The 16645-nt window shown below is 41.5% G+C and carries 13 protein-coding genes and 1 pseudogene; 10 read left to right on the top strand and 4 right to left on the bottom strand.

Annotated elements, in window-relative coordinates:
• Positions 1 to 9: 9 nt before the first annotated feature.
• The 6 genes and pseudogenes from AC6UDC_RS00210 to AC6UDC_RS00185 all read left to right on the top strand — a co-directional run bounded on the left by AC6UDC_RS00210 (position 10) and on the right by AC6UDC_RS00185 (position 6240).
• A complete protein-coding gene (locus AC6UDC_RS00210) occupies positions 10 to 648 on the top strand; it encodes a type 1 glutamine amidotransferase domain-containing protein (protein ID WP_500720662.1) in 639 nt (212 codons plus the stop codon).
• Between the two features lie 205 nt (positions 649 to 853).
• Positions 854 to 1753, top strand: a complete 900-nt coding sequence (locus tag AC6UDC_RS00205; RefSeq protein WP_500720660.1) for an MFS transporter — start codon at positions 854 to 856, stop codon at positions 1751 to 1753.
• Positions 1754 to 2078: 325 nt separating this feature from the next.
• Positions 2079 to 3647 (top strand): ATP-binding cassette domain-containing protein, encoded by a 1569-nt coding sequence (locus AC6UDC_RS00200; protein ID WP_500720658.1) that lies wholly within the window; start codon positions 2079 to 2081, stop codon positions 3645 to 3647.
• Positions 3648 to 4017: 370 nt separating this feature from the next.
• On the top strand, positions 4018 to 5034 hold the full coding sequence (locus tag AC6UDC_RS00195; protein WP_500694283.1) for a zinc-dependent alcohol dehydrogenase family protein: 1017 nt from the start codon (positions 4018 to 4020) through the stop codon (positions 5032 to 5034).
• An 18-nt stretch (positions 5035 to 5052) separates the two neighbouring features.
• A pseudogene (locus AC6UDC_RS00190) lies at positions 5053 to 5775 on the top strand (DUF6198 family protein); the annotation flags it as partial.
• 72 nt (positions 5776 to 5847) lie between these two features.
• Complete coding sequence (locus tag AC6UDC_RS00185; RefSeq protein WP_500696009.1) at positions 5848 to 6240, top strand: VOC family protein; 393 nt, start codon at positions 5848 to 5850, stop codon at positions 6238 to 6240.
• A 94-nt stretch (positions 6241 to 6334) separates the two neighbouring features.
• Here the strand turns inward: AC6UDC_RS00185 and AC6UDC_RS00180 are convergent, their stop codons facing one another.
• Complete coding sequence (locus AC6UDC_RS00180) at positions 6335 to 9109, bottom strand: cation-translocating P-type ATPase (protein WP_500721200.1); 2775 nt, start codon at positions 9107 to 9109, stop codon at positions 6335 to 6337.
• 262 nt (positions 9110 to 9371) lie between these two features.
• On the opposite strand from AC6UDC_RS00180, the gene AC6UDC_RS00175 reads away from it, so the two are divergent.
• Positions 9372 to 10283: an alpha/beta hydrolase fold domain-containing protein gene (locus tag AC6UDC_RS00175; RefSeq protein ID WP_500720656.1), complete on the top strand. Its 912-nt coding sequence runs from the start codon at positions 9372 to 9374 to the stop codon at positions 10281 to 10283.
• Between the two features lie 16 nt (positions 10284 to 10299).
• Here the strand turns inward: AC6UDC_RS00175 and AC6UDC_RS00170 are convergent, their stop codons facing one another.
• The 3 genes from AC6UDC_RS00170 to AC6UDC_RS00160 all read right to left on the bottom strand — a co-directional run bounded on the left by AC6UDC_RS00170 (position 10300) and on the right by AC6UDC_RS00160 (position 12676).
• Positions 10300 to 10893 carry a cadmium resistance transporter gene (locus AC6UDC_RS00170; RefSeq protein WP_500720655.1) on the bottom strand — a complete coding sequence of 198 codons (594 nt, stop codon included), beginning with the start codon at positions 10891 to 10893 and terminating at the stop codon, positions 10300 to 10302.
• A gap of 11 nt (positions 10894 to 10904) precedes the next feature.
• A complete protein-coding gene (locus AC6UDC_RS00165) occupies positions 10905 to 11420 on the bottom strand; it encodes a hypothetical protein (protein WP_500720653.1) in 516 nt (171 codons plus the stop codon).
• Positions 11421 to 11488: 68 nt separating this feature from the next.
• Positions 11489 to 12676 (bottom strand): Bcr/CflA family efflux MFS transporter, encoded by a 1188-nt coding sequence (locus AC6UDC_RS00160; protein ID WP_500720651.1) that lies wholly within the window; start codon positions 12674 to 12676, stop codon positions 11489 to 11491.
• 161 nt (positions 12677 to 12837) lie between these two features.
• On the opposite strand from AC6UDC_RS00160, the gene lepB reads away from it, so the two are divergent.
• The 3 genes from lepB to AC6UDC_RS00145 all read left to right on the top strand — a co-directional run bounded on the left by lepB (position 12838) and on the right by AC6UDC_RS00145 (position 16000).
• Positions 12838 to 13440 (top strand): signal peptidase I, encoded by a 603-nt coding sequence (lepB, locus tag AC6UDC_RS00155; RefSeq protein ID WP_500699744.1) that lies wholly within the window; start codon positions 12838 to 12840, stop codon positions 13438 to 13440.
• Positions 13441 to 13503: 63 nt separating this feature from the next.
• Positions 13504 to 14598: a hypothetical protein gene (locus AC6UDC_RS00150; RefSeq protein ID WP_500720649.1), complete on the top strand. Its 1095-nt coding sequence runs from the start codon at positions 13504 to 13506 to the stop codon at positions 14596 to 14598.
• Between the two features lie 76 nt (positions 14599 to 14674).
• On the top strand, positions 14675 to 16000 hold the full coding sequence (locus tag AC6UDC_RS00145; RefSeq protein WP_500720647.1) for a C1 family peptidase: 1326 nt from the start codon (positions 14675 to 14677) through the stop codon (positions 15998 to 16000).
• Positions 16001 to 16645 lie beyond the last annotated feature (645 nt).

Raw genomic sequence — 16645 nt, 5'->3', positions numbered from 1 at the left:
GATGCTGCGATGAAAAAGATTTTAGTGGTTGAGACTAACACAACTAATTTTCCCAATAGTAATCGACTGACTGGCTTATGGTTGGGGGAATCAGCTGAATTTGTGGCGGAAGTTCAAGAGGCTGGATACGACGTGGATTATCTTAGTCCGAAGGGAAGGTACGTCCCGATTGATCCGAGAAGTATGAAGTCGTCGTACGTTGATGCTGATACTCTAAGGATGTATCAAGATCGCGACTATCAGAATCATGGATTGGCTAACACTCTGAAACCAGTCGACATCAACCCCGAAGATTATTTGGCGATTTACTATACTGGTGGCCACGGAGTAATGTGGGATTTCCCCGATGACCCGCAGTTACAAAAAATCAGTTTGGAAATCTACAATAACGGTGGATACATCTGTTCGGTGTGTCATGGCATTGCGGGAATCCTTAACATTAAGTTGCCAGATGGGAAATATCTCATTTCTAATAAAAAGATTACTGGTTTTACGACTGCTGAGGAAGTTTTAAGTGGCAACTATAAAAGAGTGCCGTTCTTAAATGAGAAGGTTTCCGAAGAGCACGGGGCCCATTTTGAAAAGGTACGACCATTTAAAAGCCATGCCGTAAAAGACGGACGCTTAATTACGGGACAAAATCCGTAATCACCGAAAGCGGTGGCAAAGGAGCTTGTGGGGGCGATAAATAGTAAAAGTATTTGAACAATAAGAATGGAAGTTGTTTAATAGAGCTAACTTAATTGTAAAAGGGGAAGAAATATTCTTCCCTTTTTTTAGAATCTGATTGATTGGAGGAGATCCTATCGATGCTTTAAGTACTCAAATAAAAAGCTTTTTAACCGGAAACTTTATGTATAATTTTTCCAGGGTCCTCCCGCATGCGATCTTATCCGTAATTCTGTTGGATAAGGGATTTTCTATCAGTCAAATATCTATCATTCAAAGTATTTTTATGGTTGCAGCTCTCATAATGGAGATTCCATCTGGTATTGTTTCAGATATTATTTCAGAGAAGAACATGTACCAACTTTCTCTAATTTTGATTTTTATTTCTTATTTTTTAACTTTTATGACCAAATCATTTCTGCTAATCAGCGTGGCATGGTTTTTGTATGGGATGTCATCAGCGGGCATGACAGGGTCTTTAGACACCTATTTTGTGAAAACCATTAAAAATCATGACGGTAGTATCAAAAAATTCAACGTGAAAAACAACTATGCGATTTTGTTTAGTGGATTAATTGGTGGCGGACTAGGTGCAACCATTTATAACTACATCGGAATTAACATATACATTGTGTCTTTATTAGGATTTGTGCTTGCCTTTATACTAATTCAAGGCTTAATTCCAAAAGTAAACATCAAGATGGAGGATCGGATCACCTTAAGTCAAATGGTAGGCGGACTTAAAAGTCTTAAAAGTAACAGTAAATTATCAGTAATCATTGTATTGATGTGTTTTCTGCAGATGTTTGCCCAAGTGTTCTATCAATATTGGCAATTTATCTTGTTACAAGACCACATCTCTAAAGCTTACTTCGGAATTGTGTATGTGTTGTTTCAACTCTTTTCAATTATTGGAAATATGATGTTAAAACACATCAAAATTTCAAAGATATCTTATATTATTAACCTGATACTTATTCTGATTTTATTTGCGTTGTGTAATGTATTCAGGCTTGATTTTATGCCCGTCGTTTTTTTTGACGCTTTTACAGATTCCTTTCAATGTCTATTCGTATCAACTTAATATTGAATTTCAGCATTACGTTAATAGTAAGATGATGTCCACTTTTATTTCTATCATGGAGTTCTTATCAATGATTGTTGCCGCTCTCACTTTGTGGTTTATTGCGGCTTTTGTGTCGAATAGTAATTTAATGATGGTTTTAAATGTAGTTGTGTTAATTTTCTTTGTTGGGTCTATGATAATCAATTTTTTGAGAAAAAATGAAGAGATTCAGAATGAATAGATTTTATAAATGATTTGTTTTAGATGGTGCTATGATTATCTCAATTTATTTGAATCACATAAAAATTAACGGTAGTTAATATTAGATATTGGGAGCAGGCCAATGAAATATTTTGCTAAACATTTGATTAATCGAATTGGTATTTTGAAGATTATCATTTACCTTTTATTTTTATTTGTATCGTACGCCATCTTCTATTTGCAGCCGTATTTACTAAGTAACATCATTAATTCAAACGGTAAGAAAGTCATCTTTACGAGTTGTTTATTGTTTTTAACGCTAATGATTCCTTCGATTACCACTTATGTTAGTAATTATTTTTTACAGGCTACCCGTAAGTATTCTAAACAGGAGATCTGGTCAAACATCGAAAAGGGTGGTTACAAGTACTTTCAAGCAGAAAAAGTGGGCAAACTTCAAAGTTACATTGATGAGGTATCGTTTTCATGTCGCAAGTTGGTTCAAGAGGTGATGCCAGCAGGAATTAAGGGAGTTGCCTTACTTTCTTTATATACCGTTATTTTGGCTAAAATGAATTTAATGATTGGAATTGCATATTTAATTGTCTTTCTCATCTACATTTTACTTTCCGTTAAATTGTCGGGAAGAAATCGGCAATATGTCCGCGACTCTTTAAGTAAAACTTCCAAAGTGAATGAATACATCTTGGATTTTTATAATAATAAAGAAACAATTTATTCACTAAGAAGTTTAAGCTACGAAAACGGTATTTTTAATAACCTACTAAATAATGAGAGAAGAATCTATTATAAATTACAAAATAAAATTAATGGATCTGCGATTATCCAGCAGTTATTCATTGTGGTGATGGCATTTGGAATTATTGTATTTATCAGTATTGTTGGTAAGAACAAGTCCTACAGTATTTCTGGACTTTTAATTTTAGTGTATTCAATCATTAGTTTGAGTCAATTTGGGTCCGAGTATCTGGAGATGATTGAGCTTTTTGATCGTATCAGGTCAGGATTAGACGATTTACACTATCCTGTTTTGGGTTCGGTTCATGAGGGCAGAATTTTTGCCCCGGGTAGTGATTGGTTGAAGGTTAAAAACATTAAATTTAGTTATCGTAATAGCAAAAACATTTTTATCCATTTGTCATTAAACATTCATAAGGGTGAAAAGACGGCGATTGTTGGTGATAATGGCTTAGGGAAAAGTACGTTGTTAAAAATAATTGGTGGACTGATAGTGCCACAAAGGGGTGAAATTATAATTCCAGCGGAAGGTCCAACTGATGTTGTTTATCTTGGTCAGGATACACCGTTATTTAACCGATCGTTATACGATAATTTAACGTATCCAGGAAATCAGAGGACATCGTTTGACTTAATTAATCAACTTTTTGACGAAATCGGATTAGGGAAAATTTCAAAAGATGATGCTTTGAAAAATTATTCTACCAAAGAATTTAAGAGTCATTTTTCTGGCGGTGAGCAACAGAAAATTCTGATTTTGCGAACTTTTATTCAGGACCCATCGGTGGTTTTGTTTGATGAAAGTAGTAATGGACTTGATCCACAATCGGTTAATATATTTTATGAATTAATGGGAAAGTATTTAAAAAGCAGTACCGTTATTTCTGTCGTTCATAATAAGTCTGAACTACAGTACTTTGATCATGTAGTTAATCTAAATAGCTTCATTTGATAATCATTCCTTGACCACTAGGACATCTTCTAGCGGTTTGGGGATGTTTTTATTTCCGAACAATTCGTGTGATTTTCATTTTTACTTCGTTTTACCAAAACAATTATTGTGAAATTATTATTTATATTAATTTATTTCAGAATAAAATGAGAATCAAAATGATTTAAAATATTGATCTTAGTATATTTGCTGATTCAGAGGTGCTTGTGAAGTTGTTATTTATTGCCATGCCAATAGTGTAAGCGGTTGCATTATTAAAATTCCGAGTATATATTGAATGTGTAAATAAAAACAAGCGCTTATTTTACTTACTATTAATTAATACTAAATTTAACATGATAAAAAGAGGCTATTTATTATGAATGATAAAATGAATGCTTTAGTAATGACTGCCAAACAAAAGATGAAAATGGAGCAGATTGACACTCCAACTCCAAAAGACGATGAGGTTTTGGTTGAAACGGCCTATGCAGGAATCTGTGGGACTGATAATGGGCTGTTTAACGGACTACCAGGCTCCACTGACGCTACCCCACCAATCGTGTTAGGTCACGAAAATTCTGGGATTGTTGCCGCCGTTGGTAAAAACGTCCAAGAATTTAAAAAGGGTGATCGGGTGGCCGTTGACCCCAATATTTATTGTGACAAGTGTTTCTATTGTCGAACTGGTCGTTATGAACTCTGTGACAACTTGTCAGCCATTGGAGTAACTCGTAATGGTGGACTTGCTCAATACTTTACAGCACCTGAAAAAGTGGTTTACAAGTTACCAGATTCAGTCTCACTTCAAGCTGCATGTTCACTTGAACCAATCTCTTGTGTGGTTCACGCAATGAAGATTACCGAGAACATTACCCCTTACCAACACGCTTTAATCATTGGTGATGGTTTCATGGCTCGTCTGTTCGCTCAAATCCTGCGTGACTACGGGATTCAACGAATTGATTTAGCCGGGATTCTAGACGACTCGGTGCTTGACCGTTTGAAGACTGAATTAAAGTTAGACAACGTGATTAACACGACGAAGACCCCGATTAAAGAAAATTATGACTTTGTGGTTGAAGCCGTTGGTCGTCCCGAGACTCAAGAAGAAGCTGCTGAGCACACCAACAAGGGTGCTCAAGTGCTGATGTTTGGAGTCGGTAAACCTGATCAGACCTTCTCAATGAATACTTACAATGTCTTTAAGAAACAGTTAACGATTAAAGGATCGATTATTAATCCCCATGCCTTTGAAGATGCGATTGCTTTACTGGCATCCGGTGCCGTTAAGACCACTCCGTTCCAGGATAATATTTTAAAGCTTGACGAAGTTGAAGGAGTTCTAAATCACACGACCCCTAAGATGGGGAAGTCGATTGTCGCAGTTAACCCAGAACTTAAATAGAAAAATGTGGTGATTGTTATGACTGCAAAGAAAACACCACGAACGATTTCGATGAGTGCTTCGATTATTTATTTTATTATTTCAATCATCATCAATTCACTTGGAAACGTTCTGACGTTGGTCACCAGTGCCAAGGTGGTTCCCCAGTTTTTGGGGTCCGCGTACTGGACGGCGGCCGAAACCAACTTTAGTATTGCGATTCATTGGAATCTTTTTTGGACTTTCGTCCTGATCGGAGTCGCCATCATCATTTTGAATGCACTCTTGCTTGGAAAATGGGACTGGGGCAGAGCCATTGGAAACATGATTTTCATGATTCCGTTTTCCTGGTTAGTTCAGGTATTCTATGACCTTTTGACCGAGATTATCAAGTTACCGGAGGCCCGTTCGTTGGGCTTAATCACCGTTTACGTGCTGGTCAACTTTATCGGAGTTGCATTTATTGCGATTGGAATTTCGATTTATCAACGGGTCAACCTGGTCTTACACCCAAATGACGATCTAATGCAGATCCTACGTTTCAAGTATTTTAAGGGGAACGCCGCTGAAGCAATGTGGGCTTCATACATCCCACCGACTGTTATTGGAATAATTGCGATTTTGATCACACATCGAATTGAATACTATGGGATTGGAACGGTTTTTGCCTTTCTTTTCCAGGGTGGCATTACCGGAATTGCCGATAAGGTCGTCTTTCCAAGCCTCAAGCACCAAGCGTTAGATACGTCTAATGGCATAGAAGATTCAACGGTGGCAACCGACGTTGATAATGATGAACACCAATTATCGCATAATAAAAAGGGGAGTAAGAAAATGAATATTAGTGATTACTTTACTGGTCTTCAACACGTAGGAATTCCTACCAAAGACCTTAACAAAACCATTCAGTACTATGAAAAACTTGGATTTAAAAAGATTGGCGATTTCCCAAATGGTAACATTCACTGTGCCTTTATGAAGTACGACAACCTTACCCTTGAAATTTGGGAAGGCGAGCCAACCAACCCAGTTGATGGCGCGATTAACCACTTTGCCTTAAATACCACTGACATTGAAAGTGCCTTTAAGGCCGCTAAAGAAATGGGACTGAACGTCGATGATGATCAGATTCAATACATTGGGGCGTACTGGACGAAGGGAATTAAATTCTTTAACGTCTATGGTCCTAACCATGAACGCATTGAATTTTGTCAGATTCTGAAGTAACGATTGATTGCCATTAAATTATTAAAACCTCAATTTTTAAAACCCATACCAAAAAGGGGATGTTGAACAATTCGTTCAGCATCCTCTTTTAATTTTATAGGGCTTTTTCTAATTTTTGTAGGTGAGACATGTGTTGGTTGAACTTGTTGTGAATGTGTCGTCTTACGAAGTACTTTCTGATCTCATCGATTAGAACCAGTGGAATTGGGATGGCAATCAGATAGATCCAGTCACTGACACCAATTGCAGCGGTTCCAAAGACACCTTGAAGGAACGGAACGTAGATTAGAAGGGTGATTAGGACAATCTGAAAGGCAATCCCCCACATGATGCGGTGGTTACTAAAGATCCCAATTTTAAATAGGGAAGTCGAATCGGTTCGACAGTTAAGGACGGCAGCGATTTGACAGAAGCCGATGGCAGCTAGCGTCATGGTAGTGGCTTCGGCGTAAAACGTGCCACTGCCAGCTAGCGGAATCTTGGGCCAACCGTGTTGGTAGTTGGCAAAGAAGTAACCGCCAGTTGACAAGATAGACGCAAATAGTCCGTACCAACCAAACGCTTTGATAATAAGTCCCTTGTTTAGTAGGTGCGAGCTTCTTGAACGTGGTGGCCGTTTCATGATTCCCGGTTCACTCTTTTCGGTTCCAAGTCCTAGCGCTGGCAGTAAGTCAGTCCCCAGGTCAACGGTCAGGATTTCCATGACCGTCAGTGGGAGTGGAATTGCACCGTTGGAGATCAGGAACAGGATTGACGGAAAGGCTTCGGCCATATTACTGTTCAAGATGTAGAGGAGGAACTTCTGGATGTTGCTGTAGACGGTCCGACCTTCTTCAATGGCAGAAACAATGGAGGCAAAGTTATCGTCGGTTAAAATCATGTCGGCGGCATCCTTGGCGACGTCGGTTCCGTTGACGCCCATGGCAATGCCGATGTTGGCCTTCTTTAATGCCGGAGCATCGTTGACACCGTCACCAGTGGCGGCAACCACGTCACCGTTCTTTTGACACATGGAGACGATGCGATACTTGTCTTCCGGAGCCACCCTGGCGAAGATGACTTCACCCTTGACGGCTTCTTGAAGTTGATCGTCTGACATCTTAGTTAATTCTTCGCCGGTAATGACCCGCGCCTTGTCAGAAGTAATGCCGATTTGAACGGCAACACTTTTGGCGGTCAAGGAACTATCTCCAGTGACCATGATGATCCGAATGTCGGCACTGTGACACTTTTTAACCGCGTCGAAGATTTCCTCTCGTGGCGGGTCGGACATGACGGCTAGACCAACAAACACAAGGCTCTTTTCGGTGTTGTCAATCGTGGCTTGTTTCGGATCATCGGTATCATTATCGCGGTAGGCAAAAGCGAGTGAACGCAGGCCTTGTCTAGCGTAATCGGCATTGGCCTGGTTAATCTTTTCCTTATCAGTTGCGGTGATGGGGCGCACCTGACCGTTTACTAGGATTTTGTCACAAATCGAAAGAATGTTATCAAGGGCTCCCTTGGTGTAAATGACGTTACTGCCGTTTAGCGCCGTCTTTTGAATCGTGGTCATGCGGCGCCGATTGGCGTCAAATGGGAGTTCTTTCAGCCTCGGCGTCTGTTTGGTCGCGTCATCACGGTTTAAACCAGCCTTGTCGGTTAAGATGTTCAATCCCGCTTCGGTTGGGGTCCCTAAAATTGACGGAGCTTTCTTGTTGTCTGGGTCGTACTTAATGGCAGTATCATTATTTAATAGGGCAATCTTTAACAAAAGGGCCAAATCCGGTTCGTCAGCGAGATTGACATTTTTGCCGTTGAACTGGATTTTGCCGTTGTTGAAGTACCCCGTTCCGGTGACGGTGTACTCCTTGTCTGGAAGCCAGACGTGGTTGACCGTCATCTGATTTTGGGTCAGCGTTCCGGTCTTATCAGAACAGATGACGTTGGTTTCACCCAAGGTCTCAACGCTGTCTAAGTCCTTTAAAAGGGCGTGACGTTTGGCCATGACCTGGGTGCCATGGGCTAGAGACAACGTGACGGTCGGAAGGAGTCCCTCCGGGATGAAGGCCACGATCATTCCCAGTGCAAAGATAAACGATTTGGCAAGCGGGTAATGAACAAAGTAAATTGCCAGGATAAAGAACGTAATTCCAATCGCAAAAGCAATAATGGAAATTTGACGGGTCAAACGGTTCAATTCCTTAGTAAGTGGTGATTCCGTCTTCTTCTGATTTTGCGTCAGACTGGCAATCTTACCGAATTCGGTGTTCATCCCGGTCTTAACGGCTAAAACGGTCGCCGTTCCGTTGGTGACAACGGTCCCAGCGTAGACCACGTTACTGATGGCAAACTTTCCGTCACCATGTTGGTACTTATTGTTCTTATCAACCGGAAGTGATTCACCGGTTAGAGCGGATTCGTCCACCTGTAGTGATGAAGAATGGACCACGACTCCATCAACTGGGATGGCGTTACCGGCTTGCAGTTGCAGGAGGTCGCCGGCGACAATCCCATCAGCGTTGATTTGAACTGATTTCCCGTTTCTGATGACATTGACGTAGGTTGGCAGTAGATTACTAAGGGCGTCGGTGGCCTTTTTGGCTGCATGTTCCTCCCAAAATGAGAAGAGACCATTAATAATGTTGACTGCCCAAATTGCGATTCCAAGGTCGACGGTTCCTGCCAGAATGGCAATCACACCACTGACCCACAGCAGCATGGCCATTAGTGAAGTGAAGTTTTTAAGGAAGGCGATTAAAACCGATTCCTGCTTACCTTTCTTGATGACGTTGTATCCGTTTTTTTGTAACTTTTGTTTGGCTTCGCTGGTACTTAGACCCTTGGTGCTTGACGTGTCTAACGTGCTAGTGAGATCTGACAATGGCATTTTGGCGTAATCATCGTCAGTTAGAATTTTGTTATCCAATGTTTCTCACCCCTTTTTCCAAATATCGTTTAGAATGTGCTTCTAAACAACCGTGGCCTGATTTTAGCCTCTTTTTTAAAAAAAGCAATAGAAAAAACTGACTTTTGTAAAATAAATTAATTTAGCCTGAGTCAGGGCGAAACCATCACGATTAAGTAGGAATAATTGCCGCCCTTTTGCTTTTGAATTATCATAAAATTAACTACTTCAAAGGAGTCTTAAAATGGTTAAATTCATTGAACGTGAACATAAATTTTCACCAGCCGATTCTGACTTCGTGGACCGCAAGTTCATCGATGTGGCCTATGCGGAAGGCAAACGACACAAACTTGACGTTTACCTGCCAAATGAAAAGCGCGGCCGTTACCCGGTCATCATTGATGTGCATGGTGGTGGGATGTACTTTGGACAGAAGAGTTCTTTTAAATTAAACGGTGCTTTGGAACTGTTAAAGCGCGGTTACGCGGTTGTCAGCCCCAATTATTCGCTTAGTTACATGAAACCATTTCCCACCGCAATCTACGAATTAAAAGCCGTGGTGCGCTTCGTGAAAGCTCACGCTGATAGTTATCACTTTGATAGTAACGCAGTTTTCATGATGGGTGAATCATCAGGGGCTCAATTAGCGATGTTACTGGCAGCTTCTGAAGCCAGTGGCCACCTTGAAAGTGATTTTGGTAGTCATTTTGACTATTCAAGTCAGGTTGATGGTGTGATTTCTTCGTACGGATTGTACGAAATGGACCTTTTAAAGCCGGAGTTTGAGGCGCTCGGTCAAAAGCCCAATTTTTATGAAACCGGTGACGCCGACTCTTTTGAGGGTGCCATGCTGGGATTTCACCGACCGATTGACGTTCCTGATTTAGTTGCCGAGGCCAATCCGGTGACGTACCTAAATGATGCCATGGTTCCGGCGCTTCTGTACGCGGGAACCGGTGACCGAGTTGTTCCTTACGTTCAGACGATTAACATGGCGGCCGAACTCATCAAGTTCATTGGCAAACAGAACGTTGAGGTTCACATTGTTGACGGCGTTCCCCATGGTCCAAGTGGTTTTATGAATGAGACCGTGTTTGACCAGAAGGATCAGTTCATGAGACGAGTTATGAAACAAGACAAAAAGGCATCCCACTAGGATGCCTTTTTGTTAATTAATGAAAGAAATGGGCAATCGTGCCGTTTTGAACTAAAACGGAGACTCCCAAAAGGATGTACACGATTGATGACAGGTAACGACCGTATTTTCCTAACAGATTTTTAATCCGTTTATTGTCCTCAATGAGGATGGCACAGAAGAAAAAGATGACCGCCATGATGAGCATGGTGATGAGTGCCAAGAGTAGTTCTAAATTAGTTTTGCGGATGAAAATGGGAATGAAAACGGCGACGTTATCGGCACCACACGCGGTGATGGTGATCGCCACGACTTTCATCACAATTTTGAATTTTGATCCATTACTGGTACTGATATCACTACTTGAGTGCGGCTTTGGTGGAAATAACTCCTTAATTCCAAATAAAATGGGGAAGATCCCAAGAAGGCCGAGAATCCACATCTGGGGAACAGCCCCGAGAATCCGTGCAATCGCCATCGGTAGGATAGTTAATCCTACCGTTCCAATTAAGTCACCAGTTAGGACCAACTTTGGGCTCTTATAAGCTCCTAACAAAAGGACCAAGACGAGCAGGTAATCCAGATTGGTTGAAAAATAAGCCACGATTGAGCTGAAAATAATTTCGATCATTAATTCACTCCTTAAAATGCTCGAACGGCAATGACGATGCCATCGGCGACGAAGAACAAGGCCAATAAGATGACCGTTTCTGAGGTGGAGACAAACGACAGAATGGTGAGGGCCACTGAAACGATAATGCCCAAAATCCCGAGGCCAATCACGACTGAGTGGTACCACTTCCGAACCTTAGGGATGAATTTGACCGTTAAAAGTTCGGTGAGGGAGTCCACGATGATCAAGGTAAATATTAAGATCAGGACCACGTGAAAGTTTAGTAACTGATGAAAAAACAAGATGATACTGATTACGAGTTCAATCGTTCCCGTTACAATTAGGGTCTTATTAATCACATTGAAATAGTTGGACAATTCATAGTACAGGACGTAACGGTAAATTCCGGCAAGTAGGGTTCCAAGTGCCATAATGGTGATTAAAGAGCCAATTGGTCGGATAAATAGGAGGAACGCAACAAATAAAAAGTAGAGTCCGACTACAAGTGAGAAGGAGTCGAAGCGTTTGTTTTTGGTGGTGAGCATGGGGGGTGTTCTCCTTATTGATAGAATAAATCTGCAGAAAACCTGCAGAAAAAATTAATGATTTCGTTTTATTTTCTCACAGTTTTTGGTCTGACCAACAATAAGTTAATCAGAATCATGGCAATTAAAATGATGAGTCCCATTGGCAAATACGTATTTTCACCCATGATACCAACGAGTGGTGAAACAATTCCACCCATGGCGTTTTGCGTTAGACCCACAAGAGCTGAGGCACTGCCGGCGTTCTTACTGGCAGCGTTCATGGCGACGGTCGTGGACAACGTCAGCATCGCACCGATAAAAAGGAGAATGATGAAGACTAGAATAATAACCACTACTAGGTTTTTAAACCAGATGGCACTGAGAATCAGGATGAAACTAGTGATGAGGGTGGCTTTAATGAATCGCTTTAAAAGGGTAATGGAGTCAGTTTTCATTACCAAGCGACCCGGCAACGCACTGCCAATTCCAATGGCAACACCGTTTACGGCGTACAAGAAGCTGAAGCCGGTGACTGACATGTGGAACTGACTCTGAAAGACAAAGGAAGAGGAAGAGATGTAGCTAAATAGCGACCCGTAAACCAGTCCGGTCGCTAATACGAGGCGGAGAAACTTGGGATCCTTTAGGAGGTAAAACATCTGCACTTCGGATTGAAAAAGGGAACCGGTGCTCCGGTTAGCAGGAGTTAGCGTTTCTGGAATGCCAAAGAGGCACATGAAAACAATAATAATCCCAATCACCCCTAAGATGAGGAAGATTCCCTGCCAGTCGGTAATTTTGATGATTAAACCACCAAAGATGGGGGCAATAATTGGGAAGATGCCATTGACGGCGGTCAATAGTGAATAAAAACGGGTCAGGATTTTTCCCGCAAACATGTCACGGGCGACGGCTCTAGAAATGACCTGACCGGTCGCTCCTGCGATTCCCTGAACCAGTCTCAAACTAATGAGCGCGTATACGTTGGGGATGAATGCGATCATCGCAGATGAAACGCTGAATAAAAGAAATCCGATAATTAGGAGTGGTTTTCTACCATAATGGTCACTTAAGGGGCCGATGATGACTTGTCCAACCGCCAGGCCAATCAGACAAGCAGTGATGCTTAGTTGCATCATAGAGGCGTTGGTGTGAAACGTTGCCATCATCTGTGGGAGCGCCGGCATGTATAGGTCCATTGATAGTGGACCAGTTGCGCTCACGATCCCAAGGAGGACCGCTAACCAAATGACATGACTTTTCTTTGTTTCCATTTTTTCATCCCTAGTAAAAAATTTGCGATCAATGACGCACTAATTGCTATTATAAGGTATACTTACTAAATATATAAAGGAAATTTTCGGGATGGAGTTCATCCCTGACAAATCATTAGTGATAGAATAAAATTATACATAATGATTGAGGAGAATCTGAAATGAAATTTTTTAAGAGCGTCATGAGTTGGGTGATTCCGATTGTGATTGGACTGATCCTAGCCTTAATAATCAGACAATATCTATTTACGCTGGCCAAGGTTGATGGACCGTCGATGCAGCCGAACCTTGAAAATGGGGAACGGATCATGGTCTTCAGACAGGCGAAGATTAAGCATCGAAGTGTCGTCGTGTTTAATGCGGCGGGGGAGGATCCCACCGCTGCCCCGAACACCGACTACGTTAAGCGGGTGATTGGACTTCCTGGTGATACTGTTGCCTTTAAGGGTGGCAGTATCTACGTTAACAACAAGAAGGTTAACCAGGATTACATCAGTAAGAGTCAGCAGCAACAGGGAACTTACTACAACCGGATGCCTGGTGACTGGGATCTAACTAGTTTATCCAAGAACTGGCCTAAAAATAAGGGTGCCGTTAAAGTACCTAAAGGTGAGTACTTCGTTCTAGGTGATCACCGGAGCGTCTCAAACGATAGCCGTTACTGGGGCTTTGTTCCAAAGAAGAAGGTCGTTGGGGTTGTCAAGACCTTCCCATGGAGTACCACCAAGCAAAAGCGGTATAATATTAATGAATTAGGATATTAAATCAATAAAAGCTCATCATATTTATGATGAGCTTTTTATTTAAATTAATTTTTGGGGGATTATATGAAGGGATTGATGAAGAAGCTTTTATTTGTGATGTGTCTGCTTTTTGTTGGATTGGTCGTCATTTTTTACCTTTTAGAATTTATGAAATCAAATCAAAATGAGACCCAATCATCAAAACAAGCACACGCCTATCAGGTAGTTGACAACAAGGATTACTCACGGGGCTATTATCCATACGAATCGGCCTATAAACCCGATGAGAACTATCCGAACACTTTACATACGATTCGGGGTGACGGTCATTCTGACTTTGTTACCCAATACTTTTTACCTACTTATACCAGTAGACACGCGCGTTTGAACGACCGCAATCACCGGCTGATGCGTAATCCACAGAGTGTGGTGCTACACGGACAGTATGCGTACGTTATGTACACCTTCTACGGTGGCTCCAACACCGGGTTCGTGGTGCGCTATGATTTAAAAAAGCTAAACGAACTGGGATTTGACTTGCCAGGCTACATGGGGAAGTTTCGTCATAGTAAGACCGAATTGGCCGCCATCAAGGTTGGGCCCGTCTTTCACACGGGGCACGGGCAGTCGATGGCCTATAACCCTAAGAATAAACAGATGTGGTTTATCAGCCAGAATGGGTTTAAGCCGGTTGTCCAACGTCTGAACATGGACACCTTAAAGCCAGAACAAAAAGTCAGAGCACGGGTTCAGTCGACCATTCCTGGTAAGGTTCCAATGGGAATGGTCCTCGCCTTTGATAAAACTGGTCGGGCGTATTTTTACAGCATTACTCATCACGGCATCGCTCCAAGGGGGGCCGTCAAGATTTATCGCGGTCAGATTAACGAACGGGGAGCTAAGTTCAAACTAATTCCGCAGTTAATCCGACACGCTCCTGGCATTGTACCCCAGTCACTGGCATATAACGGTCAGAATAATAACCTTTACCTCGTTTCTAATGGTGGGGTCATGCGAATTCCGGTCAATAAGTTAGGCCACCTCAAGACCAGCGACATCCGGACGATTATTACCGACGGTCACCGCGAGTTTGAGGGGCTGTCGTTTGAAAACGGGAAGGGCATGCTACTGGTAAACCGAGGTCCCGAACTGATGCGGATGACGAATCCTAATTTTTAGTCCCTTCGCTTGTAAAACGATTAGTTGGGACTTAGAATTACAATTAACTAATTAATCGAAAGAAAGGACAAAAATAATGACAGAATTTAACCACCCAATTACACCAGATGACGTTGATCAAATGCAGGCCGATCTGGAAGTGCAACCAAAAAATGAAGTGATCTCACGGGCCATCATGACCAACGGGATTGATAAAGCTTCTGAAGATCCTAAGACCGCAGTCCGCTTAAACCGCACCTTTTCAATTGACATTGATACGGGAACGGTTTCTAATCAGAAACACAGTGGCCGCTGCTGGCTATTTTCATTGTTAAACACCTTGAGACATAAGTTTGCGGTCAAGTACAACAAGAAAGACTTTGAGTTATCCCAAAACTACCTGTTCTTCTGGGATAAGATTGAACGGGCTAACATGTTTTACGATCGGATGATTGCACTGGCCGATCGTCCCACTAGTGACCGGGATGTTGATTTTTATTTGAGTATGCCAGGTGAAGACGGTGGTCAATGGGCCATGGCGGCGGCACTGGTCCAAAAGTACGGCGTTATGCCCAAAGAGGCTTTTCCAGAAACGGCCGTCACCGATGACACCACCGACTACGATGAGGTGATGGATCGAAAGTTACGTCACGACGGGATGGTCCTCAGAAACTTGGTTAATTCCGATGCCTCAGACGAAGATATCAACCAAATGAAACAGAAAATGATGACAGAGGTCTACCGCATGACGGCTTACTCATTTGGTGTTCCACCAAAGACCTTTGACCTTGAATATCGTGATGATGATAAGAAGTATCATTTAGACCAGGGTTTGACTCCCAAGCAATTTTACGACAAGTACATTGGCGTTGACTTAAACGATTACGTCGTTTTGACCAATTCACCTGATAAGAAGATGGATGAGATGTATTCTCTTCCAAGTCAAAACAACGTTGAGGGTGGCATGCCAATTGAGTTCTTGAATGCCCCAATGGACGAACTGAAGGAAGCCGCCATTAAGCAACTTAAAGATGGCGAGACCGTTTGGTTTGGAAATGATGTTTTGCATCAAATGAACCGACAAAAGGGTTACTTGGATAGCAAACTCTACCGTCAATCTGCCTTATTTGATGTAAACATGACCATGACCAAGGCTGAACGCCTCAAGTACCACGAAGCTGAAGTTTCCCACGCCATGACGTTGACCGGTGTTGATTTAATCAACGACGTTCCAACGAAATGGAAAGTTGAAAACAGTTGGGGAAAAAAGGTGGGAGACGACGGCTACTTCGCGATGACCGACGAATGGATGCAGGATTTCGTTTACGAAGTGGTTGTTAAGAAGAGTTATTTAAAGCATACCCAAAAAGAGGTTCTGAAGAAGGCTCCAATCAAGTTGGATCCATGGGATTCATTACAATAAAAATTGATTTAACATCCTTCTGATGTGGAGGGTGTTTTTTTATGGCTTATTTTATTCCGTATGATAATATATAATTATAAAAAAGCAGTCGCATTGATATACAGCTGCCAGTACAATGGCTTCATACTTTAATGAATCGTTATTGGGATGCATAGCTAGGACGGTTATTGGTCACAAAATGTTATTGGTAAAAACACGTAAATATTCCATTTTTGGTTTTAACGTAAGTTCGTTTCACAGTAATTTACCTCTTTTTTAGATTTACATTCGTTGTTTTGGCATGAAAAATTGTTTGTGACATTATACATTATTACAATCCATTTAACAGCGGGTTAAAATTCAAAAACACCGCTACTAAGCGGTAGACACTGATTTATATTGCTTGTATAATTTGCATCAATAATTATTAAACAAGCAGTAGAATAGGTGGGAGAGTAAGATGAAGTGGTTTTTAAAAATTGGATTGTACGTCGTTGAATTTATGATATTTGGATCGTTATCTTTGGTACTAATTAGTCTCCCCATCGATTACTTTCCGATGCTAATATTGGCGTTCTCAAATTTAGCGTTCTTGTTGATCATTAACCAACGTGTTCAAAATACAATCAATCATCATTATAAATATAAATGAAACATAAAAAAGTG

It is taken from the genome of Fructilactobacillus sp. X7R7C1 (genome assembly GCF_059901065.1).
This window is presented reverse-complemented; position numbering and strand designations above follow the sequence as displayed.